Origin of the sequence: Sphingomonas sp. NPDC092440 (assembly GCF_044754985.1) — a bacterium.
Classification (GTDB): Bacteria; Pseudomonadota; Alphaproteobacteria; order Sphingomonadales; family Sphingomonadaceae; genus Sphingomonas.
Genome location: NZ_JBIVQA010000024.1, coordinates 1 through 19744, shown reverse-complemented (window position 1 = coordinate 19744; position 19744 = coordinate 1). Strand labels below are relative to the sequence as shown.

Sequence of the window (19744 nt, the reverse complement as noted above, 5' to 3'; positions counted from 1 at the left end):
AGGATATTTGAAGGAGCTTCCATGTCCTTTCGGTGCAGCGCCCTATGAACCCCACCCGCCAGGCGCTGCGCGCGGCGACGTCCCCGGCGCATGATCGGGTGGACGCGGCCTTTGCGGGTTTCGACCTGACCGACCGGGAAAGCTATGCCCGCTTCCTCGCCGCCCATGCCGATGTGGTGTGGGCGCTGGAAGCGGCGCTGCCGGGCGGACGGGTGGTGGACGATTGGGAGGAGCGCAAGCGCGGCGCGCTGCTGAGGGAAGACCTGGCCCATCTACGGCACCCCGGCGAGAGCCGGGGCGACGATGTCGGCACGATCCCCGCCTTCGGCACCGATCACGCCATCGCCGGCGCGCTCTACGTCCTCGAAGGCTCGCGCCTCGGCGGCAAGTTCCTGGCCCGGCGCCTGCCCGCCGGATTCCCGCGCGCCTATCTTGATGCAGATCAGCGCGCCGAAAAGTGGCAGCAACTACTGACAGTTATCGACCACCTCTTATGCGAGCCCATCGCGCTGGAAGCGGCGATCGCCGCGGCGCTTGCGACTTTCACGGCATTTGAGCGTTCGGCGGAAAAATGGCGAAAGGCAGAGGTTGGCCAGTAGCAGCGATTTCGAGGTCGATCTCACCAATTGCGATCGCGAGCCGATTCACGAGCTGGGCGCCGTCCAGCCGTTCGGCTTCCTGCTCGCACTCTCGGTCGACTGGCTGATCCGCCGCATCTCGGCCAATGCCGAGCAATTTCTCGGCAAGCCCGCCGAAGACCTGCTCGGCACCTCCGCCATCGCCCTGCTCGGCGAGCACGCCGTCCACACGCTGCGCAACCGCCTCGCCATGCTACGCGGCGACGATGCGGTCGAGCGCGTCTTCGGGCTGCGGATCGCCAGCGGCCGCTGCTTCGATTTCGCGCTGCACATGATCGGCGACACGATCGTGCTGGAGGGCGAGGATTGCAGCGAGGATGCCGCCACCGACATCGGCTCGGCGATCCGCGCGATGATGGCCCGGCTCGACGAAACCGGCGATTCGGCAGCCTTTTATCGCGAGGGCGCCCGCCAGGTTCGCGCCCTGACTGGCTTCGACCGCGTGATGGTCTATCGCTTCGATCGCGACGGCTCGGGCGTGGTGGTGGCCGAGGCGGCCCGCGCCGGCATCGGCAGCTTCCTCGACCTGCGCTATCCCGCCAGCGACATCCCGCAACAGGCGCGCAAGCTCTATGTCCGCACGCCCTTCCGCATCATCGCCGACGTGAATGCCGAGCCGGTGCCCGTGCTGCCCCGGCTCGACGAGAGCGGCGCGCCGATCGACCTTTCGCTCTCGGTGCTGCGCTCTGTCTCGCCGATCCATATCGAATATCTGAAGAACATGGGCGTCGGCGCCTCGCTGTCGATCTCGATCATCGTCGAGGGCCAGCTCTGGGGCCTGTTCGCCTGCCATCACTATGCCGCGCGCTGCCCCAGCTTCGAGCGCCGCTCGATCGCCGAGCTGTTCGGCCAGATGTTCGCGCTCAAGCTCGAGAGCCGCGAGCGCAAGGAACTGGCCGCCTATGAGCTGGCCGCGCGCGCCGCCAGCGATCGGCTGCTCGCCGCGGTAGCCGGCGATTCGACGCTGCTCGACAATCCCGAATGGCTCGGCACGATGATGCGCGAGACCGTGCCGTGCGACGGCATCGCGATCTGGCTCGACGGCAAGATCTCCTTCTCGGGCATGACCCCGCCGGCGGCTGCATTCTCCGCGATCACCCGCCGGCTGAACGCGATGGCCGCGGGCAGGATCTTCTCGACCGACCGGCTGGCCGACACCCTCCCCGCCGCCGCCGGCTATGACGATGTCGCCGCCGGCATGCTGGCGATCCCGATCTCGCGCCGGCCGCGCGACTATGTCCTGCTGTTCCGCCAGGAGAAGATCCGCACGGTCAAATGGGCGGGCGATCCGCACAAGCCGGCCCAGCTCGGCCCCAATGGCCCGCGCCTCACGCCGCGCAAGAGCTTCGAGCTCTGGTCGCAGGAAGTCCGCGGCCGTTCCGAGCCCTTCTCGAACGCCGAGCTGCGCGTCGCCGAGATGCTGCGCGCGTCGCTGATCGAAGTCGTGCTGCGCCTCAGCGACGATGCCCAGGAGGAGCGGCGCCGCTTCTCCGAGCGCCAGGAGCTGCTGATCGCCGAGCTGAACCACCGCGTCCGCAACATCCTCGGCCTGATCCGCGGCCTTGTCCGCCAGTCGCTCGATCCCGAGGCGGACCGGCGCGACACGATCCATCTGCTCGAAGGCCGGATCGAGAGCCTGGCCCGCGCGCACGACCAGATCACGCAGGACAATTGGTCCCCCGCTCCCCTGCTCCGCCTGATCGAGACCGAGGCCGCCGCCTATCTCGCCGGCAAGGCGGGCCGGGTGGAGACCGACGGGCCGGCCGTGCTGCTCCATCCCCAGGCCTTTTCCACACTGGCGCTGGTGCTGCACGAGCTGATGACCAATTCTGCCAAATATGGCGCGCTCTCGGACAGCGGCTCGGTTGACATCGGCTGGCGGATCGAGCGCGACGGCGACCTGGCGATCGCCTGGCGCGAGCGCGGCGGCCCGGCGGTGCAGCCGCCGAAGCGGCAGGGCTTCGGCACGACGATCATCACCCGCTCGATTCCCTATGACCTGGGCGGCGAGGCGGACGTGCGCTATCCGCTCACCGGGCTCGAGGCCGATTTCCGCGTGCCCGCCCGCCATGTCGAGATCGATCCGCGCCGCGCCGGCCGGCCCGCGCCACCCCCCGAGCCCGCGCCTGGCACCACCGCGCCCAGGCTGCTCTCCGGTGTCGTGCTGCTGGTCGAGGACAGCCTGATCATCGCGATGGACGCGGAGGACATCCTCACGCGCCTGGGCGCCCGCCGCGTGGTGACGGCCGGCACCCTCGCCCAGGCGCGCGAGGAGATCCGCCGCGAAGCGTTCGAGGCCGCGGTGCTCGACGTCAATCTGGGCGCCGAGACCAGCCTGCCGCTCGCCGACGACCTCAGCGCCGCCGACGTGCCCTTCCTCTTCGCCACCGGCTATGGCGAGCAGTTGAAGCTCCCGCCCCAGCATGGCGGGGCGCTGGTCACCCAGAAGCCCTACACGCTCGCCAGCATCTCCCGCGCGATCTCGGACCTGCTTTCAAAGTAGGATTTCGCCGGATACGACTCGCAGGCTCCCCTCCCTTCCGGGGAGGGGAGCTGGAGGGAGGGATCACATGCCCATCGGCGCATCGGTAGGGAAGAACGGCGTCAACGACCTGGCGGACGTGCTGGTCGTCCAGCATCTGCTCAACGCCTGGCTCGGCGCGACCGGGCAGAAACTGCTGCCCACCAGCGGCGAATGCGGCACGCTCACCATCGCCGCGATCACCGGCTATCAGGCGCGGGTGCTGGCCGCCGCCAGGCCGGACGGGCTGATCGCCCCCGGCGGCCGGACCTGGCTCGCGCTCGCCGCCGGCCAGGGCGCCGGCCCGCCGCTCTCGGGCGCGGACTGGTGGAACGCCAACCAGGCCAGATATCCGAACAGCGCCGCCGTCGCCGACCTGATCCAGCCCTTCCGCGACAACGTCGCTGCGTTCCTGAAGGCACTGAAGGACGCGGGCGCCGGCGTCACGATCTCGGCCACGCGTCGCAACCCCGTTCGCGCGCAGCTGATGCATTACAGCTGGCGCGTGGCGAAGGGGCTGGTCGCGCCGAACAAGGTCCCCGCCCTGCCCGGCCTGGATATCCGCTGGGACCATGGCGATCTCGCCAGGTCGAAGGCCGGCGCCCAGGCGATGTCCGACCTGTTCCAGATCGCCTTCGAGCCCTCGCTCACCTCGCGCCACATCGAGGGCCGCGCGATCGACATGACGATCGGCTGGAACGGCACGATCAAGGTGAGGGACAAGCAGGGCAAGCCGCGCGAGATCGGCGCTCCACGCTCGGGCGACGCCAATACCGATCTCCACAAGGTCGGTGCGACCTATGGGGTCATCAAGTTGCTCAGCGACCCGCCGCACTGGAGCGACGACGGGCGCTAGATTGAGGGCTCATATTCCTCCTTCGTCACCTCAAGGCCGGGATGACAGTAGAAAATCAAATACTTGCTTGGGTTCTCGGCCTAGCCCGCTCCCCGCAGCCGCTCCGCCGTCATGGCGTCCGCCGGATAGAAGGCCTCGATCGCCAGCTCGTCGAGCGTCACGTCGAGCGGAGTGCCGAACACCGTGGTGGTGCTGATGAAGCTGAGCTCGCCCAGCGGAGTGGCGAGCCGGAGCGGGATCGCCACCCCGCCCATGTCCTCCAGCTGCCCCGCCCCGTCCGGAAAGGGATAGGCTTCCAGCTCCGCGACCAGCGCCTCGAGCCCCTGGTCGCCGGTGGTCGTCGCCTGGCGCCGCAGCCGCTCGAGCAGATGCGCGCGCCATTCGGCAAGGTTCAGGATCCGCGGCGCCAGCCCCTCGGGATGCAGGCTCAGGCGCAGCACGTTGACCGGGCCTTCCAGCAGATGCGGCGCGCATCCGGCGAGCAGCGGCGCGACCGCCGCATTGGCCGCGACCAGGTGCCAGTGCCGGTCGATCGCCAGCGCCGGCCAGGGCTCGTGCCCCTTCAGCACCAGGTCGATCGCCCGCCGCGCCGCCGCCAGGGCGGGATCGTCGAGCGCGCGCTCGGCATAGAGCGGCGCGAACCCCGCCGCGAGCAGCATCGCGTTGCGCTCGCGCAGTGGCAGTGCGAGCTGATCGGCCAGGCGCAGCACCATCTCGCGGCTCGGCCGGGTGCGCCCGGTCTCGATGAAGCTCAGATGCCGGGTCGATATCTCCGCATCCAGCGCCAGGTCCATCTGGCTGAGCCGGCGCCGGCGGCGCCATTCCTTGATCTGGTCGCCGAGCGGGCGGACGGCTGGCTGCACGGATAGTCTCCTTCGCGGCTTCTCTGCCCGCAAGCACCGCCGGTTTCCATTACCTCCGGCGTAATCGACCCAGCGCGCCGATACCGTCAGCCTTGCGTCCTCACCAGCAAGGGAGACGACCCATGACCAATCCGATCCATTTCCTCCGCACCGTGCTCACGATCGACGCAGCCACCTGCCTGGCGATGGGCGCGCTGCTCGTGGCCGCCGCCGGGCCGCTCGCCGGGCTGCTCGACCTGCCCGCGGCGCTGCTGTTCGAGGCCGGGCTGCTGCTCTTCCCCTCGGCGGCGTTCATGCTCTGGGCGGCGCGCCGGACCGACCGGCTCGAATGGCCGGTCCGCGCCATCGCCCTGCTCAACCTGGGCTGGACCGCGGCCAGCTTCGCGGTGATCGCCCTGCTCGCGCCGAATACGCTCGGCACCGCCTTCCTGGCCGCGCAGGCACTGGCGGTGGCCGGGCTCGCGGCACTCGAATTCCATGGCCTGTCGCTGTTCCGTCGCGCCTTTGCCTGAGCAGGACGGAAGGCGCCGGCACCGAGCCCGGCGCCTTCCGGTCAGCTGCCGGCCCGATCCTCCGCCGCCACGTCGAACCGGCGCCGTGCCGCGTCGATTTCCGGCAGATTGGCCATCACCCATTGGCCGAGCGCGCTCACCGGCTGCTGGAGCGAGCGCCCCAGCGGCGTCAGCGTATATTCCACCCGCGGCGGGATCGTCGGGAACACTTCGCGCGTCACCAGCCCGTCGCGCTCCAGCCCGCGCAGGGTGAGCGTCAGCATCCGCTGCGAGATGCCCTCGATCCCGCGCTGCAGCTCGCTGAACCGCCTGGTGCCGCCGCTCAGCATCATGATCGTCAGGATGCTCCATTTGTCGCCGATCTTGGCGAGGATCTCGCGCACCGGCGTGCAGCCTTCATGCCCGCCAATTGCATGGCCGCCGCTTACATGCCCGCCGCTTACATGGGTGTGCCTGGGTTCCAGAAATGTGCCTCCTTGTGGCGATGCATTCACCGCATCATTTGATCCCCTGTTACGATTCGTAACCGGAAAGGGTCGAAATTTCCATGCTCAACCTCGCACTCATCATCGGCAGCACGCGCCCGCAGCGTTTCGCGGACGTTCCCGCCCAATGGATCGCCACCGGCGCCGCCGGACGCGACGACTTCACGCTCGATATCCTCGACCTGCGCGACCAGAACCTGCCGCTGTTCGAGGAGCCCGTCCCCCCGTCCTGGACCCAGGGCGTCTATTCGCACCCCGCCGCCGAGGCCTGGCGCCACAAGGTCGGCGGATATGACGGCTTCATCGTCACTGCCGCGGAATATAATCACGGGCCCACCGCGGTGCTGAAGAACGCGCTCGATTCGGCCACCTTCGAATGGCGCCGCAAGCCGGTGGCGTTCGTCGGCTATGGCGGCGTCGGCGGCGCCCGTGCGATCGAGCAGCTGCGCGGCATCGCGGTCGAGCTCCACATGGCGCCGATCAGGGCCGAAGTGAATGTGGGCATGGAGCCGTTCCTCGGCATCCTGCAGCAGGGCAAGACGCTCGATGACTATCCCCATCTCGCCGCCGCGCGCACCACCTTGTTCGACGAGATCGCCTGGTGGGGCAACGCGCTCAAGGCTGCCCGCGCCGCCTGAGCCTCGCGCCCAAAGAGAAGGGGCCCGGCGTTGCCACCGGGCCCCTGCCTCCTGCCTGCGGTCCAGGGGACTTAGCGGCAGCGACGGCCGCCGCTGCTGTCCTTGTCGATCGCCCGGCCGAGCAGCGCGCCGCCCAGGGCGCCGAGCAGCGTGCCGGGGGTGCGATCGCCATAGCGGTCGATGCTGCGGCCGACCAGCGCACCGGCGACGCCGCCGATCAGCATGCCCGTCGTGCCGTCCGAACGGCGGCAATAGTTGCGGCCGTCGCGGCCGCGCCAGCTCGGGCCGTTATAATAGCCGCGATCGTCATAGCCCCGGTCATAGCCACGATTGTCATAACCGCGCTCGTAGCGACCATCGTCGCCCCGATAGCCGTCATAACGCTGCGCCATCGCGGTCGAGGGCAGGGCGGGAAGGGCAACGGCCATGGCCGCGAGGCCCAGAAGCGTCTTACGCATGATCTATCTCCTCCTTTGGCCGGTGCCTGGGCACCGGGTACGAGGATGGGTCTAGGCGATTCGGCCTGATGCGATGCTGAACTCGTCTTGCAGCTTGCGTTCACGTAACGAAATCGCGGCGGCTCACGCCCCGGGCATCATCCGGCCGCGCAGATCGGGCAGGCCGAAGCTCGTCTTGCCGTCACCACCCCAGATGTCCCCGATCGCCTGGAACAGGGTCGGGTAGCGCGAGATCGGCAGCACGCTGCCGTCGCACGCCGCCCAGCCCTGGGGAATCAGCGCGCCGGCATAGGCCGTCACCTGCCCGGCATAGGCATAATCGGCCGGCGGCTCGCCATCGCCGCTGCCGGGGGCCAGAAGATCACCGGTGTTGATGATGTAGTTGAGGCCCAGCCCGTCGATCGTGCCCGACACCTTCTGGCCCAGGGCCGTGCCCGGCCCCAGGCCCATCGGCGCCGCGCCGTTCAGGTCCGGCAGCTGGAAGGTCGTCACGCCATTGCCGCCGAACGCGGTGCCGATCGCCGCGAACAGCGCGGCATATTGCTGGACCGACAGCGTCGCGCCGGCGCAGGGCGCCCAGCCGCCCGGCACCACGGTCCCGCAAAAGGGCGTCACCGTTCCCGGCAACGGCGCGTCGACGCTCGCGTCCATCGCGATCAGCCAGTTGAGGACGAGCGCGCCCGGCCGCATCCCGCCCGCCGGCGCGCCGCCGATCGCGACGCGCGCATGCAGGTCGGGCACGCCGATGGTCGTGATCCCGTTGCCGCCGAAGCTGGTTCCCATCACCGCCGTCAGCGGCTGGTTCCCCATGATCGGCAGCGTGCCGCCGGTGCACGGCCGGGCGCCATAGGCCGGATAGCTGCCGGCGAAGCTCTCGATCATGCCGACCGTGAATTGCGCCGGCGCCGGGCCCTCCTGCGGGAAGACGCCGTTCATCACGAGCAGCTGCTGCATGCCCGAAGGCGGCGGCGGGCCGGGCCGGACGGCTTCCTCGGCCAGTACCGGCGGCCCCGACGGCACCGGCTTCGGCGCCCCGCGGCCGAACAGCCGCGCCAGCAATGCCTTCAGCCAAGCCCGCATAAGCGCCTCCCCGATTCCCCCAGGAGGGGCGACTATCGATGCCCGGTGGCGATCGGGGCAGACCCCATATGGGAGCCCAATTGCACGGAAATGACGCGATCATTCCCGCTCGATTCGAGCCGCACACGCGCTAAGCTCGCGCCATGGCCCGCACGCGTACCAGCTCCGAAGATCCAATGCTCGGCCGCCTGCTGCGCACTGCTTCAGGCCTGCGCGCCGGCGGGATTTCAGCGGATGTACTCGCTACCTATCACCACGACGATGGTAGCCGCCCCTTCGCCTTTCGCCGCGACGGATTGCTGATCGATCCCGAAGGCGATGCGCGCTTCGTGCCTTTCGATGCGATCGAGGATGCGAGCTATCATGACCTAGCGCTGCTGCGGGGCGACAAGCGCAGCAGGAAAGGGGGCGAACGCAATAGCGGCGTGCTGCCGCTCCGGCTGGTCGATGGCGAAGTCGTCGCCCTGCCACTCAACGCCCATCCCGAAGGCCGTTCGGAGCGCCTCACCATTGCGAGGCTGATCGAGCAGCGCGCTTGCATTGCCCGGGCCAAGACGGTGCGCGCGCAAGGAAAAGCCCCCTCCGCGCTGGGCGAAGGGGGCGCATCTTCCGGCGGCCAGCGCCGGGACCCTAGCCCAGTGCCGCCTTGAGCTTGGCGAAGAAGCCGGTCGTCTGGGGGCATTCGTCGCCCGTCTCGGTCGCGCGGAATTCCTCGAGCAGCTCGCGCTGCTTCGCGGTCAGCTTGGTCGGCATCTCGACGACGAGCTCGACGACCAGGTCGCCGCGCCCGCGCCCCTGCAGCACCGGCATGCCGGCGCCGCGCTGGCGCACCTCGCGGCCGCTCTGCGTACCCGGCGCGATCTTCACCACATGCTTCTCGCCGTCGAGGCCGGGCAGGACGATCTCGCCGCCCAGCGCCGCGGTGGTGAAGCTGATCGGCGCATGGGCGAACAGGTTGGTGCCCTCGCGCTCGAAGATCGCGTGCTTCCTGACGTGCAGGAAGATGTAGAGGTCGCCCGCCGGCGCGCCGCGCGCACCCGCCTCGCCCTCGCCCTGCAGCCGGATTCGCGTGCCTTCGTCCACGCCCGGCGGCACGTTGATCTTGAGTGTCTTGGTCTTGTCGGTCCGCCCCTCGCCGCGGCAGTCGCGGCAGGGCTGCTCGATCACCTCGCCGGCGCCATGGCAGACCGGGCAGGTCCGCTCGACCATGAAGAAGCCCTGCTGCGCGCGCACCTTGCCGTGCCCGCCGCACTGCTTGCACTGATGCGCGGCAGTACCCGGCTTGGCGCCGGTACCGTCGCAAGTGTCGCAATGGCCGGAAACATCGACGGTGATCTCGCTGGTCTTGCCGTGAAAGGCCTCTTCCAGCGTGATCTCCATGTCGTAGCGCAGGTCGGCGCCGCGGCGCACCTGGCGCCCGCCGCCACGGCCACCGCCCATGAACTCGCCGAACACGCTTTCGAAGATGTCGCTGAACGCGCCGAAATCGGGCTGCGCGCCATGGCCGCCCCCACCCATGCCGTTCTTGAACGCCGCATGGCCGAACCGGTCATAGGCGGCGCGCTTCTGCGGATCCTTCAGGCAGTCATAGGCTTCGTTGATCGCCTTGAACTTGGCCTCATGGTCCTTGCAGCCGGCATTCTTGTCCGGATGGTATTTGATCGCCAGCTTGCGATAGGCGGACTTGAGCGTGACGTCGTCCGCGGTGCGCTCGACTTCGAGCAGCTCGTAATAATCGACTTCGGTGGTCATCAATTAAAGCCCTCTCCCCTTCAGGGGAGAGGCTATGGGAGAGGGGCACGCCGCGAGAACCGTCCGCATCGCCGCCCCTGCTCCCCCTCTCCCCGGCCCTCTCCCCGCACGCGGAGAGAGGGAGGGGGTGTTACCTACGCCTTGTTGTCGTCCACCTCGGAGAATTCGGCGTCGACGACTTCCTCGCCGCCGGCCTCCGAACCCGCCGCGCCGGCGCCCGCCTGGGGCGAGGCCTGCTCGGCAGCCTGCTTCTCGTAGATCGCCTGGCCGAGCTTCATCGCCACCTGGGCGAGGTTCTGGCTCTTGGCCTGCATCTCGTCGGCATCGCCGCCGTCGACCGCGGCCTTGGCCTCGGCCACCGCCGTCTCGATCTCCGCCTTCAGCCCGGCATCCACCTTGTCGCCATTCTCCTGGAGCTGGCGCTCGGTGGTGTGGATCAGGCTCTCGGCGTTGTTCTTCGCCTCGGCCGCGGCACGGCGCTTCTTGTCCTCCTCGGCAAAGCTCTCGGCGTCGCGGACCATCTGCTCGATGTCGCTGTCCGAAAGGCCGCCCGAGGCCTGGATGCGGATCTGCTGCTCCTTGCCGGTGCCCTTGTCCTTGGCCGAGACGTTGACCAGGCCGTTGGCGTCGATGTCGAAGGTCACTTCGATCTGCGGCACGCCGCGCGGCGCCGGCGGAATGCCGACCAGGTCGAACTGGCCGAGCAGCTTGTTGTCCGCCGCCATCTCGCGCTCGCCCTGGAAGACGCGGATCGTCACGGCCTGCTGGCCGTCATCGGCAGTCGAATAGACCTGGCTCTTCTTGGTCGGGATCGTCGTGTTGCGATCGATCATGCGGGTGAACACGCCGCCCAGCGTCTCGATGCCGAGGCTCAGCGGAGTCACGTCGAGCAGCAGCACGTCCTTGACGTCGCCCTGCAGCACGCCGGCCTGGATCGCCGCGCCGATCGCCACCACCTCATCGGGGTTCACGCCGGTATGCGGCTCCTTGCCGAAGAACTCCTTCACGATCTGGCGGACCTTGGGCATGCGGGTCATGCCGCCGACCAGCACCACCTCGTCGATCGCCGAGCCCTTGACGCCGGCATCGGCCAGCGCCTTGCGGCACGGCTCGAGCGTGCGCTGGATCAGGTCCTCGACGAGGCGCTCCAGCTCGGCGCGGTTGATCGTCTTCACCAGGTGCTTCGGCCCATTGGCGTCGGCAGTGATGAAGGGCAGGTTCACTTCGGTGGTCTGCGCCGAGGAAAGCTCGATCTTGGCCTTTTCGGCGGCTTCCTTCAGGCGCTGCAGCGCGAGCTTGTCCTTGGTGAGGTCGATGCCCTCGGCCTTCTTGAAGTCCTCGGCCAGGAACTGCACCAGCTTGGCGTCGAAATCCTCGCCGCCCAGGAAGGTGTCGCCGTTGGTCGCCTTCACTTCGAACACGCCGTCGCCGATCTCGAGCACCGAGATGTCGAACGTGCCGCCGCCAAGGTCATAGACCGCGATCGTCTTGCCGTCGTTCTTCTCGAGGCCATAGGCGAGCGCCGCCGCCGTCGGCTCGTTGATGATGCGCAGCACTTCCAGGCCCGCGATCTTGCCGGCGTCCTTGGTCGCCTGGCGCTGCGCGTCGTTGAAGTACGCCGGAACGGTGATCACCGCCTGGGTGACGTTCTCGCCGAGATAGGCCTCGGCCGTTTCCTTCATCTTCTGCAGGATGAAGGCCGAGATCTGGCTGGGCGAATAATCCTCGCCGCCGGCCTGCACCCAGGCGTCGCCATTGGCGCCGCGCACGATGGTGTAGGGCACCAGCTCGGTGTCCTTCTTGGTCACCGGATCGTCGAAGCGGCGGCCGATCAGGCGCTTCACCGCGAAAACCGTGTTGTCCGGATTGGTCACTGCCTGGCGCTTGGCCGGCTGGCCGATCAGGCGCTCGCCATCCTTGGCGAAGGCGACGATCGAAGGCGTGGTACGCGCGCCTTCCACATTCTCGATTACCTTGGGCTTGCCGCCCTCCATCACTGCCACGCAGCTGTTGGTCGTCCCCAGGTCGATACCGATAACTTTAGCCATGGTCCCTCGTTGGCCCCCAGTTCAAATCAAAAAAACTTGGCCCCCACGCCCCTGCTTGGAGGCAGCGCGGAGAACCGGTCACGCTGCCGGATATAGGTGCACATGCGCTTGCCGCAAGAAGCAGGGCTTTCTAGAGGGTTTCCCGGAATGGGAGTGAGGCGGATGCGGCGTTTCTCGGCGATCGTTACGGTGGTGGCACTTTCGGCCTGCGCGCCCGCGGGCGAGCTTGCCGCCGGCAATGCCTGGGTCCGGCTGCCCGCCGTCGCCGGCCAGCCCGGCGCGGCCTATTTCACCGTGCAGGGCGGCGCGACCGCCGACACGCTGCTCGCCGTCTCCTCGCGCGCCGCGCTCAAGGCCGAGCTGCACGAGAGCATGAAGGGCGAGCACGGCATGATGTCGATGGCGCCGCTGAAGGACGTCGCCGTGCCCGCCGGCGGCAAGCTCGCCTTCGCGCCCGGCGGCCGCCACGTGATGCTCTTCTCGATCGGGCCGGCGGTGAAGCCCGGCCAGACGGTGCCGCTCCAGCTCTCCTTCGCCAGCGGCAGGACGCTCCAGCTCGACGCGAAGGTGGTCGGCGCGGGCGATCCGGCACCGGGGAGCTAGGTTGAGGACTCATATTCTTCCTTCGTCACCCCGGCCTTGAGCCGGGGTCCCGCTATCTCGCCAGCACAGGAAGAAGCGGGATCCCGGCTCAAGGCCGGGATGACGGTGAAAGATCAGATACTTGTCTGGGTTCTCAACCCAGGCCGCCTCCGTAGAATCCCCCTGGGTAGAATTCCCTACCCCCGCGGAAACCATCTCTTTTTCAGTTTCGGAAGAAAAAATGCTCCAGATTGTGGGCCTTAGCAGGTCCCGGTGCGGAGCGTATCGTGGAGCAGGATCGGCAACGTCCCGCGGGGTTCATGGCGCGTCTCGCGCGGGATCGGCGTGGCAACACCCTGGCGATGATGGCCGCCGCGCTCATCCCGCTGGCGGCCTTTTGCGGCTGCGCGATCGATTCGGCGCGCCTGTATGTCGTCAAGACGCGGCTCCAGCAGGCGTGCGACGCGGGCGTGCTGGCCGGCCGCAAGTTCATGACCGACACCTCGGTCGGCAACACCACGCTGGACGCCACCGCGACCGCCCAGGCCCAGACCTTCTTCAACAACAATTTCCGCACCGGCTGGTTCAAGACCAGCACCGCCAGCTTCAACCCCAGCAAGACTTCCGACGCGCAGGTCGCCGGCACCGCCCAGGCGGTGGTGCCGATGACGATCCTGTCGATGTTCGGCGTGCCGAGCCAGACGATCAACGTCACTTGCCAGGCGAGCTACGACGTGGCGGACACCGACGTGATCTTCGTGCTCGACACCACCGGCTCGATGGCCTGCCTGCCGCAGGACGACGACAATACGTGCAACAGCTATGTCGGCTCGGCCGGCACCACCTCCTATGCGCGCCCCGCCGACGGCGCCGCCAGCGGCAATGACAGCGTCGCCGGCTATCCGGGCAGCACGGCCTATTATGTGCCCGAGAAGAGCGGCTCGCGCATCTCGGCGCTGCGCTCGGCGGTGCTGAATTTCTACGACACGCTCGCCGCCGCGGCGGACCCCTCCACCCATATCCGCTACGGCTTCGTCACCTACACTTCCACCGTGAACGCCGGGAAGGCGATCGTCGCGCTGTCCCCGGCCTATATGGTCGGCGGCACGGGCAGCGCGAACACGCAGTGGAACTATGAATCGCGCAGCCAGACCGGGAACCTGCTCGGCATCCCGATCTGGAAATACCAGCAGCTCAATTTCGACGTGCGCAGCTTCGTCGCCGGCACCACCGTCACCGATCCGAGCAAGACCACCGGCGCGACCAGTCGCTGGACCGGCTGCCTCGAGGAGCGCGCCACCACCGCCGGCACGATGAACTTCAACACCACGACGCTGCCGCCCGATCTCGATCCCGATCTCGTGCCCAATTCGAACATCGACACCCAGTGGAAGCCGATGTGGCCCGAGCTCTTCTATGCCCGCAACAATTATTCGAGCACCGCCACTGCCACTTCGACCGGCGACAGCAGCAGCAGCCCGAACATCGGCACCGCTTATTACTACCAGCTCGGCTATGTCTCGTGCGGCAAGCCGGTCTCGCGCCTGGCGGTGATGACGCGGACCCAGGTGTCCAACTATGTCAACGCCAGCGATTTCCGGCCGATCGGCGGCACCTATCACGACACCGGCATGATCTGGGGCACGCGGCTGCTCTCGCCCACCGGCATCTTCGCGGCGGACACCGCGCCCTGGCCCTCGCGCCAGGCGCCCAACCGGGTGATCATCTTCCTCACCGACGGCGACATGGCCCCCAGCACCTCGATCTACGGCATGTACGGCAACGAATATTACGACCGGCGGGTGAGCGGCGGCGACTTCACCAACCTGAAGGCCTATCACAACGCCCGTTTCCTCGCGGAATGCGCCGCAGCCAAGGCGCGCAACATCCAGATCTGGACGGTGACGATCGATTCGAGCGCGACCACCCAGATGCAGTCCTGCGCCACCACCACCAACCAGGCGCTCGCCACCACCACCGGCGCGGGCCTGTCGACTGCGTTCGCCACCATCGCCAAGCAGGTGGCGATGCTGCGGGTGACGCAATGAGCCCGGGCGGCCGCGCCCGGATCCTGCGCGACCGGCGCGGCACCACCGTGGTGGAGTTCGCCTTCGTGCTGCCGGTGATGCTGGTCCTGATGATGGGCATGATGGAGCTGGGCTATCAGGCCTATGTCCAGTCGGTGATCACCGGCGCGGTGCAGAAGGCGGGGCGCGACAGCGGCATCCAGGGCGCCACCCCCGCCGCGATCGATGCGCGCGTGCTGGCCCAGGTCCAGGCGGTGGCCCCCGGCGCCGCCTTCGCCGCGGGCTATCCGACCCGGAGCAGCTATACCAGCTTCAGCGCCGTCGCGCCCGAGCCGTTCGTCGACACCAACGGCAACGGCGTGCGCGATCCGGGCGAATGCTACACCGACGTCAACGGCAACGGCCAATGGGACGCCGATGCCGGCCGCGCGGGCCAGGGCGGCCCCAACGACGTCACCGTCTACACCGCGGCGATCACCTATGGCCGCCTCTTCCCGGTCACCCGGCTGTTCGGCTGGCCGGGCACGGCGACGCTCAGCGCCACCACCACGCTGATGAACCAGCCCTATGCCACCCAGAACGTCCCTTCGCCGGCAACGATCTGCACATGAACCCTTCCCGCGTGCCCGCGCCGCTCCGCCGCCTCGCCGCCGCCAGGTCGGGCGTGGCGATGCTCGAATTCGCGCTCGCCCTTCCCGTCGTGCTGGTGCTCGGCTGCTACGGCGTCGAGACCGCGAACCTCGCGCTCGCCAATCTGCGCGTCAGCCAGATCGCCGCGAACCTCGCCGACAACGGCTCGCGCCTGGGCCTGATGAGCTCGGCCTCCACCGTCCAGCTGCGCGAGCTCGACATCAACAACGCGCTGCAGGCCGCGCGTCTTCAAGGCAATGCGATCGGGATCGGTGCCAATGGCCGGGTGACGCTCTCCAGCCTCGAATATGTCCAGCAGAGCTACGACACCGCGCCGGTGCAGCGCATCCACTGGCAGCGCTGCTTCGGGATGAAGAGCGGGACCGGCTATGATTCGAGCTACGGCACCACCAGCGCGACCGCGGGCACCGACGCGACCCGGACGAATGCCGGCACCACCGTCACCGGGATGGGCGATCCGGGCGCGGTCGTCACCGCGCCGAGCGGCTCGGGGCTGATCTTCGTCGAGATCAACTATGACTATCAGCGCCTGTTCGGGTCCAGCTTCATGGGCCCGGCCCGGCTCCATTACGTCGCCTCCTTCATCGTGCGCGACCGGCGCGACTTCTCGCAGCTCTTCAATCCCGCGCCCGCCGCCACGCGCGCCACCTGCGACAAATATGGCAGCTGAGCCCCGCGCCCGAGTTGATGTGGCGGCGCCATCCGCTATCCTCGCGCGCCAACACCGCAGGGAGGCCCGCACGCATGCCGCAAGTCCTGGATCGCTTCCGTTCCTCCACGCTCGGCTGGCTGATCGGCACGCTCGCCGGCTGGGGCACCTGCTTCCTGCTGCTGCTCGGGCTGGTCGGCACCTTCTATTTCCTGGCCCAGGGCATGCTGGCCGGCGCCGCCTGGGTCGCGCCGCTGCTGTTCGCCGTCGCGATCGTGGTGCTGATCCTCAAATGGTTCGAGAATCTCGGCATCGCCTATGAGATCACCGAGGACCGGCTGATCCTGCACAAGGGCATCCTGCAGAAGTCGATCGACGAGATCGAGCTCTACCGGGTGAAGGACGTCCGCATCGACTTCTCGATCGTCAACCAGCTGGCGGACATCGGCACGATCAGCATCGCCTCGTCCGACGAGACCACGCGCGCGGCGCCGCTGGTGATCCGCGACGTCGCCCGGGCCCGCGCCCGCCGCGAGCAGCTGCGCGAGCTGGTCAATACCGCCCGCCGCAACCGCGGGGTGCGCGAGATCGACATGGTGCACGAGGATCTGGGCGAGCCGCTTTGAAGCCGGTGCTGGCGGCGCTGCGCCGGCTGTTCGGCAGCCCGCGCGCGGCAACGCCCCCGCCATCGCGCGGCATCGCGGATCGCTCCGCGCTCGATGCGCTGGTCGCGCGAACCGGGCACGCCCCCGCTGCCGCCGACAGGCTGGCGAGCCGCGCCCTGCCCTGCCTGGCCGTCTTCGCGGACACCGCCGGCGACGCCATCGGCGCGACGCGCTTCGGCGGCGTCCCCGATCTGCCGCCCGGCACGCCCTGGCCTGAAGCCGGCGCCACGCCGCTCAGCTTCTACGCGCAAGTCGCGCTGCCCGCGCGCGCCGGGGACGCGCCGGTGCCGAAGGACCTGCCGCCGTCCGGCCTGCTCTCCTTCTTCGCCGCCCAGGCCGACGACGACTCCCGCATGTTCGCGCGCGTGATTCACAGCCCGCCCGGCGCCGCCCTGCACCCCACGCCGCCGCCATCCGGGATCGAGCGCTTCCATCCGGTCGGCGCGCGTTTCGAGCACGGGCTCAGCTTCCCCGATTATGACGACGCGCTCATGGGGGAAATCGAGCAGGCATGGCCCGAGGCGGATCATCTCGCGCTATTGCTGGGCCTCGGCCCGCCGGCGCGCGCGATCGGCCAGCTGCTCGGCCATGCCCAATGGCACGAGGATCTGCGCGAGGAGCTCCATTTCCACATGATCGGCCGCCCCGGCAAACAGGCGTTGCGCCTCTGGAAGCGCTGGGAGGATTGGGAGGAAGCGAAGCGGATCGAATCGCGCATGGCGGGCGGCGGCATCTACCGCCCCTGGTCCGCCGCCGATGACGATCTTGTCCGCTGGATCCAGTCCCATCGTCTGGAGATCGATGCGGGCGTCGCGAGCTGGCGCTCGCTGCTCACCATCGAGTCCAACCAGGCGATGGACCTTTGGATCAACGATGCCAACGCGATCTACTTCTTCCTTCCCGCCGCCGACCTCGCCCGCGCCGACTTCTCCAACGTCCAGGCCATCACGGCGCAGAGCTAGACTGCGATCTCCCGCTCCGCGCCGATCGCCACGAGGAACGCACGGTCGTGGCTCACCACCAGCAGCGCGCCGTCATAGCCGGCCAGCGCCGCCTCGAGCACTTCGATCGATTCCATGTCGAGATGGTTGGTCGGCTCGTCGAGCAGCAGCAATTGCGGCACCGCCGCGCCGCCCAGCACGCAGGCCAGCCCCGCGCGCAGCCTTTCGCCGCCGCTGAGGTCGCCCGCGCGCTTCAGCGCATCCCGGTTGCGGAAGGCGAAGCGCGCGCACGCCGCATGCGCCTCGCGCTCGGTCGCGCCCGGATGCAGCCGCCGGAAATTCTGCAGCACCGAAGCCTCCGGCACCAGCAGCCCGACATGCTGGTCGAGCATCGCCGCTCGCCCTTCGGCCCGCCGCACCGTGCCGCGATCGGGCGCCAGCACGCCCGCCGCCATCCGGAGCAGGCTCGTTTTGCCCGCGCCGTTAGGCCCGGTCACCGCCACGCGCTCGGGCCCGGTGATCTCGAAACGCCATGGCCCGAACGTCCGGCCGGCACGCGCCAGCGCCGCGTCCTCGAACGCCAGCAGCCGCCGGTTCGCCGGCAGGCCCGTGGCGGGCAGCGCGATGACCAGCGGCGCCACCACGTCCACCCCGGCCCGCGCCGCCGCCAGCCGCGCTTCCGCCGCGCCCACCAGCCGCTCGCCCAGGCCCGCCCCGCGCCCGGCCGAATTCTCCGCCCGCTCCTTCTGCCGCCCGAGCAGGATCTTCGGCGCCGATCCGCTCGCGGCATAGGCGCGCCCGGCGCGATCGCGCCGCGCCTGGCGCTCGCGCGCCTGCTGCGCCTCGGCCTCGGCGCCGCGCAGCAGGTCGCCCGCCCGCGCCACTTCGGCCGCCGCCCGCGCCCGCTCCGCTGCCCGCGCCGCCGCGAAGCCGGACCATCCCCCGCCGAACGCCCGCACGCCGAGCGGCGTCAGCTCGACGATCCTGTCCATATGCTCGAGCAGCGCGCGGTCATGACTGGCGACCAGCACGCCGCCGCACCACCCCTCCACCAGCGCCGCCACCGCCGCACGGCCCGCGGCGTCGAGATTGTTGGTCGGCTCGTCGAGCAGCAGCAGGTCGGGCGCGTCGAGGCGCAGCCGGGCGATTCCCACGCGCGTCCGCTCGCCGCCCGAGAGCGTCGCCACGCGCCGGTCGAGCGCCACCGCGCCGAGCCCGGCCTCGGCCAGCGCCGCGCCCACGCGCTCCTCCAGCGTCCAGTCGGCCTCGGCGAGATCCTCCGCGCTCCCTGCGCCCGCCAGCACGCGCGCCAGCCGCGCGAGCCCTTCGTCCACCCCCAGCACCGCGCCGATGGAGCAATGGCCGGGCCATTCCTGGCGCAGCACGCCGATGCGGCCGGCGCGCGCCACGCTGCCCGCCAGGGGTGGCGCCTCGCCCGCGACGATGCGCAGCAGAGTCGATTTGCCCGAGCCGTTGCGCCCGACCAGCCCGGTGCGTTCGCGCCCGAGCGCCAGCGTCAGTCCGGCGAAGAGCGGCTCACCCTCAGGCGTGGCGGCGGCAAGCGAATCCAGGGTTACGAAGCAAGACATGTGGCACCTGCGGGCAGGACGGGACGATCGGGCGGACGGCGATCGGTTCCTGGCGCATGGCGGCTCACTCCTTGGAAATTCGGGAAGGCGCTATCTGGCGGCGCGGCGCGCGGATGACAAGCCCGCCGGCCCACGCCATCTAGGGCGCATGCCCGCCTCCCGCCCGCTCACGCCCGGCGAAGCCGAACTCGCCCGCTCGGTGTTCGGCGACGCGCTCGATCCGGCCCGCGCCTTCGTCGCCAATCGCAAATGGGCATTCTTCCAGCCGCGCAACACCACCATGGCGCCGCTGGGCACGATCCATTTCAATCCCGCCTCGGGCCTGTACCGCGAGGATTTCGCCGCCGCGCCGCTCGCGCTGCAGGGGCTGTTCGTCCACGAGCTCGTCCATGTCTGGCAGTATCAGCAGGGCCTGTTCCTGCCGCTGCGGCGCCATCCCTTCTGCCGCTATGGCTATGTGCTCGAGCCCGGCCGGCCGTTCGAGCGCTACGGCATCGAGCAGCAGGCCGAGATCGTCCGCCACGCCTTCCTGCTCGCGCGCGGCGCGGACCTGCCCGGCAGCGCGCCGTTGAGCAGCTATGCGGCGCTGCTGCCCTTCCCCCGCGCCTAGGGCGAGAACCCGGACAAGCCCCTGAAACCACGCCCGTAATCCCCGCCGGCGCGGGGATGACGGGGGTTTGCTGATTGGGTCGTGACCTAGGTTGGGGACTCATTTAAGCCACGCGGTGATAAGGGCTACGAGAGCGATGGCAGCGAGGTAGTTTGTGGCATGCCGGTCGTATCTGGTAG

20 protein-coding genes are annotated in these 19744 nt (G+C 69.2%); 13 read left to right on the top strand and 7 right to left on the bottom strand.

Features of this window, described 5'->3' with window-relative positions; translation table 11 throughout:
- Nucleotides 1-44 precede the first annotated feature (44 nt).
- The 3 genes from ACIQCS_RS23270 to ACIQCS_RS23260 all read left to right on the top strand — a co-directional run bounded on the left by ACIQCS_RS23270 (nt 45) and on the right by ACIQCS_RS23260 (nt 4015).
- Nucleotides 45-599, top strand: coding sequence for a biliverdin-producing heme oxygenase (locus ACIQCS_RS23270; RefSeq protein WP_345848442.1), 555 nt, complete (start codon nt 45-47; stop codon nt 597-599).
- Entirely contained in the window at nt 589-3141 is a 2553-nt protein-coding gene (locus tag ACIQCS_RS23265; protein WP_345848444.1) for an HWE histidine kinase domain-containing protein, read from the top strand. The genes ACIQCS_RS23270 and ACIQCS_RS23265 overlap by 11 nt, the downstream gene beginning before the upstream one ends.
- A gap of 67 nt (nt 3142-3208) precedes the next feature.
- Entirely contained in the window at nt 3209-4015 is an 807-nt protein-coding gene (locus tag ACIQCS_RS23260) for a hypothetical protein (protein ID WP_345848446.1), read from the top strand.
- An 80-nt stretch (nt 4016-4095) separates the two neighbouring features.
- On the opposite strand, the gene ACIQCS_RS23255 is transcribed toward ACIQCS_RS23260, so the two are convergent.
- Nucleotides 4096-4878, bottom strand: coding sequence for a helix-turn-helix transcriptional regulator (locus tag ACIQCS_RS23255; RefSeq protein WP_345848447.1), 783 nt, complete (start codon nt 4876-4878; stop codon nt 4096-4098).
- A gap of 122 nt (nt 4879-5000) precedes the next feature.
- Between ACIQCS_RS23255 and ACIQCS_RS23250 the strand changes: the two genes are divergently transcribed.
- Nucleotides 5001-5390 (top strand): hypothetical protein, encoded by a 390-nt coding sequence (locus tag ACIQCS_RS23250; protein ID WP_345848449.1) that lies wholly within the window; start codon nt 5001-5003, stop codon nt 5388-5390.
- Nucleotides 5391-5431: 41 nt separating this feature from the next.
- On the opposite strand, the gene ACIQCS_RS23245 is transcribed toward ACIQCS_RS23250, so the two are convergent.
- On the bottom strand, nt 5432-5773 hold the full coding sequence (locus ACIQCS_RS23245) for a helix-turn-helix domain-containing protein (RefSeq protein WP_345848450.1): 342 nt from the start codon (nt 5771-5773) through the stop codon (nt 5432-5434).
- 164 nt (nt 5774-5937) lie between these two features.
- Here ACIQCS_RS23245 and ACIQCS_RS23240 point away from each other — a divergent pair, with 164 nt between their 5' ends.
- Complete coding sequence (locus ACIQCS_RS23240) at nt 5938-6513, top strand: NAD(P)H-dependent oxidoreductase (RefSeq protein ID WP_345848452.1); 576 nt, start codon at nt 5938-5940, stop codon at nt 6511-6513.
- A gap of 71 nt (nt 6514-6584) precedes the next feature.
- On the opposite strand, the gene ACIQCS_RS23235 is transcribed toward ACIQCS_RS23240, so the two are convergent.
- Together ACIQCS_RS23235 and ACIQCS_RS23230 are read right to left on the bottom strand one after the other, a co-directional pair.
- Nucleotides 6585-6971, bottom strand: a complete 387-nt coding sequence (locus ACIQCS_RS23235; protein WP_275915680.1) for a glycine zipper 2TM domain-containing protein — start codon at nt 6969-6971, stop codon at nt 6585-6587.
- Between the two features lie 123 nt (nt 6972-7094).
- Nucleotides 7095-8051: a phage tail protein gene (locus tag ACIQCS_RS23230; protein WP_345848456.1), complete on the bottom strand. Its 957-nt coding sequence runs from the start codon at nt 8049-8051 to the stop codon at nt 7095-7097.
- Nucleotides 8052-8227: 176 nt separating this feature from the next.
- Here ACIQCS_RS23230 and ACIQCS_RS23225 point away from each other — a divergent pair, with 176 nt between their 5' ends.
- Nucleotides 8228-8701, top strand: coding sequence for a hypothetical protein (locus ACIQCS_RS23225; RefSeq protein ID WP_401531903.1), 474 nt, complete (start codon nt 8228-8230; stop codon nt 8699-8701).
- On the opposite strand, the gene dnaJ is transcribed toward ACIQCS_RS23225, so the two are convergent.
- On the bottom strand, nt 8682-9803 hold the full coding sequence (dnaJ, locus tag ACIQCS_RS23220) for a molecular chaperone DnaJ (protein ID WP_345848461.1): 1122 nt from the start codon (nt 9801-9803) through the stop codon (nt 8682-8684). The genes ACIQCS_RS23225 and dnaJ overlap by 20 nt on opposite strands.
- 134 nt (nt 9804-9937) lie before the next feature.
- Nucleotides 9938-11851 carry a molecular chaperone DnaK gene (gene dnaK / locus ACIQCS_RS23215; RefSeq protein WP_345848463.1) on the bottom strand — a complete coding sequence of 638 codons (1914 nt, stop codon included), beginning with the start codon at nt 11849-11851 and terminating at the stop codon, nt 9938-9940.
- A 162-nt stretch (nt 11852-12013) separates the two neighbouring features.
- Between dnaK and ACIQCS_RS23210 the strand changes: the two genes are divergently transcribed.
- The 6 genes from ACIQCS_RS23210 to ACIQCS_RS23185 all read left to right on the top strand — a co-directional run bounded on the left by ACIQCS_RS23210 (nt 12014) and on the right by ACIQCS_RS23185 (nt 17387).
- A complete protein-coding gene (locus ACIQCS_RS23210) occupies nt 12014-12454 on the top strand; it encodes a copper chaperone PCu(A)C (protein WP_280280947.1) in 441 nt (146 codons plus the stop codon).
- Between the two features lie 299 nt (nt 12455-12753).
- On the top strand, nt 12754-14481 hold the full coding sequence (locus tag ACIQCS_RS23205) for a TadE/TadG family type IV pilus assembly protein (RefSeq protein ID WP_345848464.1): 1728 nt from the start codon (nt 12754-12756) through the stop codon (nt 14479-14481).
- A complete protein-coding gene (locus tag ACIQCS_RS23200; RefSeq protein ID WP_345848466.1) occupies nt 14478-15071 on the top strand; it encodes a TadE/TadG family type IV pilus assembly protein in 594 nt (197 codons plus the stop codon). The genes ACIQCS_RS23205 and ACIQCS_RS23200 overlap by 4 nt, the downstream gene beginning before the upstream one ends.
- Nucleotides 15068-15781, top strand: a complete 714-nt coding sequence (locus ACIQCS_RS23195) for a hypothetical protein (protein ID WP_345848469.1) — start codon at nt 15068-15070, stop codon at nt 15779-15781. Before ACIQCS_RS23200 ends, ACIQCS_RS23195 begins: the two co-directional genes overlap by 4 nt.
- Before the next feature lie 74 nt (nt 15782-15855).
- Entirely contained in the window at nt 15856-16386 is a 531-nt protein-coding gene (locus ACIQCS_RS23190; RefSeq protein ID WP_280280951.1) for a PH domain-containing protein, read from the top strand.
- A 5-nt stretch (nt 16387-16391) separates the two neighbouring features.
- Nucleotides 16392-17387 (top strand): YwqG family protein, encoded by a 996-nt coding sequence (locus ACIQCS_RS23185; RefSeq protein WP_345852005.1) that lies wholly within the window; start codon nt 16392-16394, stop codon nt 17385-17387.
- On the opposite strand, the gene ACIQCS_RS23180 is transcribed toward ACIQCS_RS23185, so the two are convergent.
- On the bottom strand, nt 17384-18955 hold the full coding sequence (locus ACIQCS_RS23180; protein WP_345848470.1) for an ATP-binding cassette domain-containing protein: 1572 nt from the start codon (nt 18953-18955) through the stop codon (nt 17384-17386). The genes ACIQCS_RS23185 and ACIQCS_RS23180 overlap by 4 nt on opposite strands.
- A gap of 148 nt (nt 18956-19103) precedes the next feature.
- Here ACIQCS_RS23180 and ACIQCS_RS23175 point away from each other — a divergent pair, with 148 nt between their 5' ends.
- Nucleotides 19104-19565 carry a vgr related protein gene (locus ACIQCS_RS23175; RefSeq protein WP_345848471.1) on the top strand — a complete coding sequence of 154 codons (462 nt, stop codon included), beginning with the start codon at nt 19104-19106 and terminating at the stop codon, nt 19563-19565.
- Nucleotides 19566-19744 lie beyond the last annotated feature (179 nt).

Coding starts and splice junctions, on each gene's coding strand:
- ACIQCS_RS23270 (WP_345848442.1), top strand. CDS start 45: ATGAACCCCACCCGCCAGGCGCTGCGCGCGGCGACGTCCCCGGCGCAT.
- ACIQCS_RS23260 (WP_345848446.1), top strand. CDS start 3,209: ATGCCCATCGGCGCATCGGTAGGGAAGAACGGCGTCAACGACCTGGCG.
- ACIQCS_RS23250 (WP_345848449.1), top strand. CDS start 5,001: ATGACCAATCCGATCCATTTCCTCCGCACCGTGCTCACGATCGACGCA.
- ACIQCS_RS23240 (WP_345848452.1), top strand. CDS start 5,938: ATGCTCAACCTCGCACTCATCATCGGCAGCACGCGCCCGCAGCGTTTC.
- ACIQCS_RS23235 (WP_275915680.1), bottom strand. CDS start 6,971: ATGCGTAAGACGCTTCTGGGCCTCGCGGCCATGGCCGTTGCCCTTCCC.
- ACIQCS_RS23230 (WP_345848456.1), bottom strand. CDS start 8,051: ATGCGGGCTTGGCTGAAGGCATTGCTGGCGCGGCTGTTCGGCCGCGGG.
- ACIQCS_RS23225 (WP_401531903.1), top strand. CDS start 8,228: ATGCTCGGCCGCCTGCTGCGCACTGCTTCAGGCCTGCGCGCCGGCGGG.
- dnaJ (WP_345848461.1), bottom strand. CDS start 9,803: ATGACCACCGAAGTCGATTATTACGAGCTGCTCGAAGTCGAGCGCACC.
- dnaK (WP_345848463.1), bottom strand. CDS start 11,851: ATGGCTAAAGTTATCGGTATCGACCTGGGGACGACCAACAGCTGCGTG.
- ACIQCS_RS23210 (WP_280280947.1), top strand. CDS start 12,014: ATGCGGCGTTTCTCGGCGATCGTTACGGTGGTGGCACTTTCGGCCTGC.
- ACIQCS_RS23205 (WP_345848464.1), top strand. CDS start 12,754: ATGGCGCGTCTCGCGCGGGATCGGCGTGGCAACACCCTGGCGATGATG.
- ACIQCS_RS23200 (WP_345848466.1), top strand. CDS start 14,478: ATGAGCCCGGGCGGCCGCGCCCGGATCCTGCGCGACCGGCGCGGCACC.
- ACIQCS_RS23195 (WP_345848469.1), top strand. CDS start 15,068: ATGAACCCTTCCCGCGTGCCCGCGCCGCTCCGCCGCCTCGCCGCCGCC.
- ACIQCS_RS23190 (WP_280280951.1), top strand. CDS start 15,856: ATGCCGCAAGTCCTGGATCGCTTCCGTTCCTCCACGCTCGGCTGGCTG.
- ACIQCS_RS23180 (WP_345848470.1), bottom strand. CDS start 18,955: ATGTCTTGCTTCGTAACCCTGGATTCGCTTGCCGCCGCCACGCCTGAG.
- ACIQCS_RS23175 (WP_345848471.1), top strand. CDS start 19,104: ATGCCCGCCTCCCGCCCGCTCACGCCCGGCGAAGCCGAACTCGCCCGC.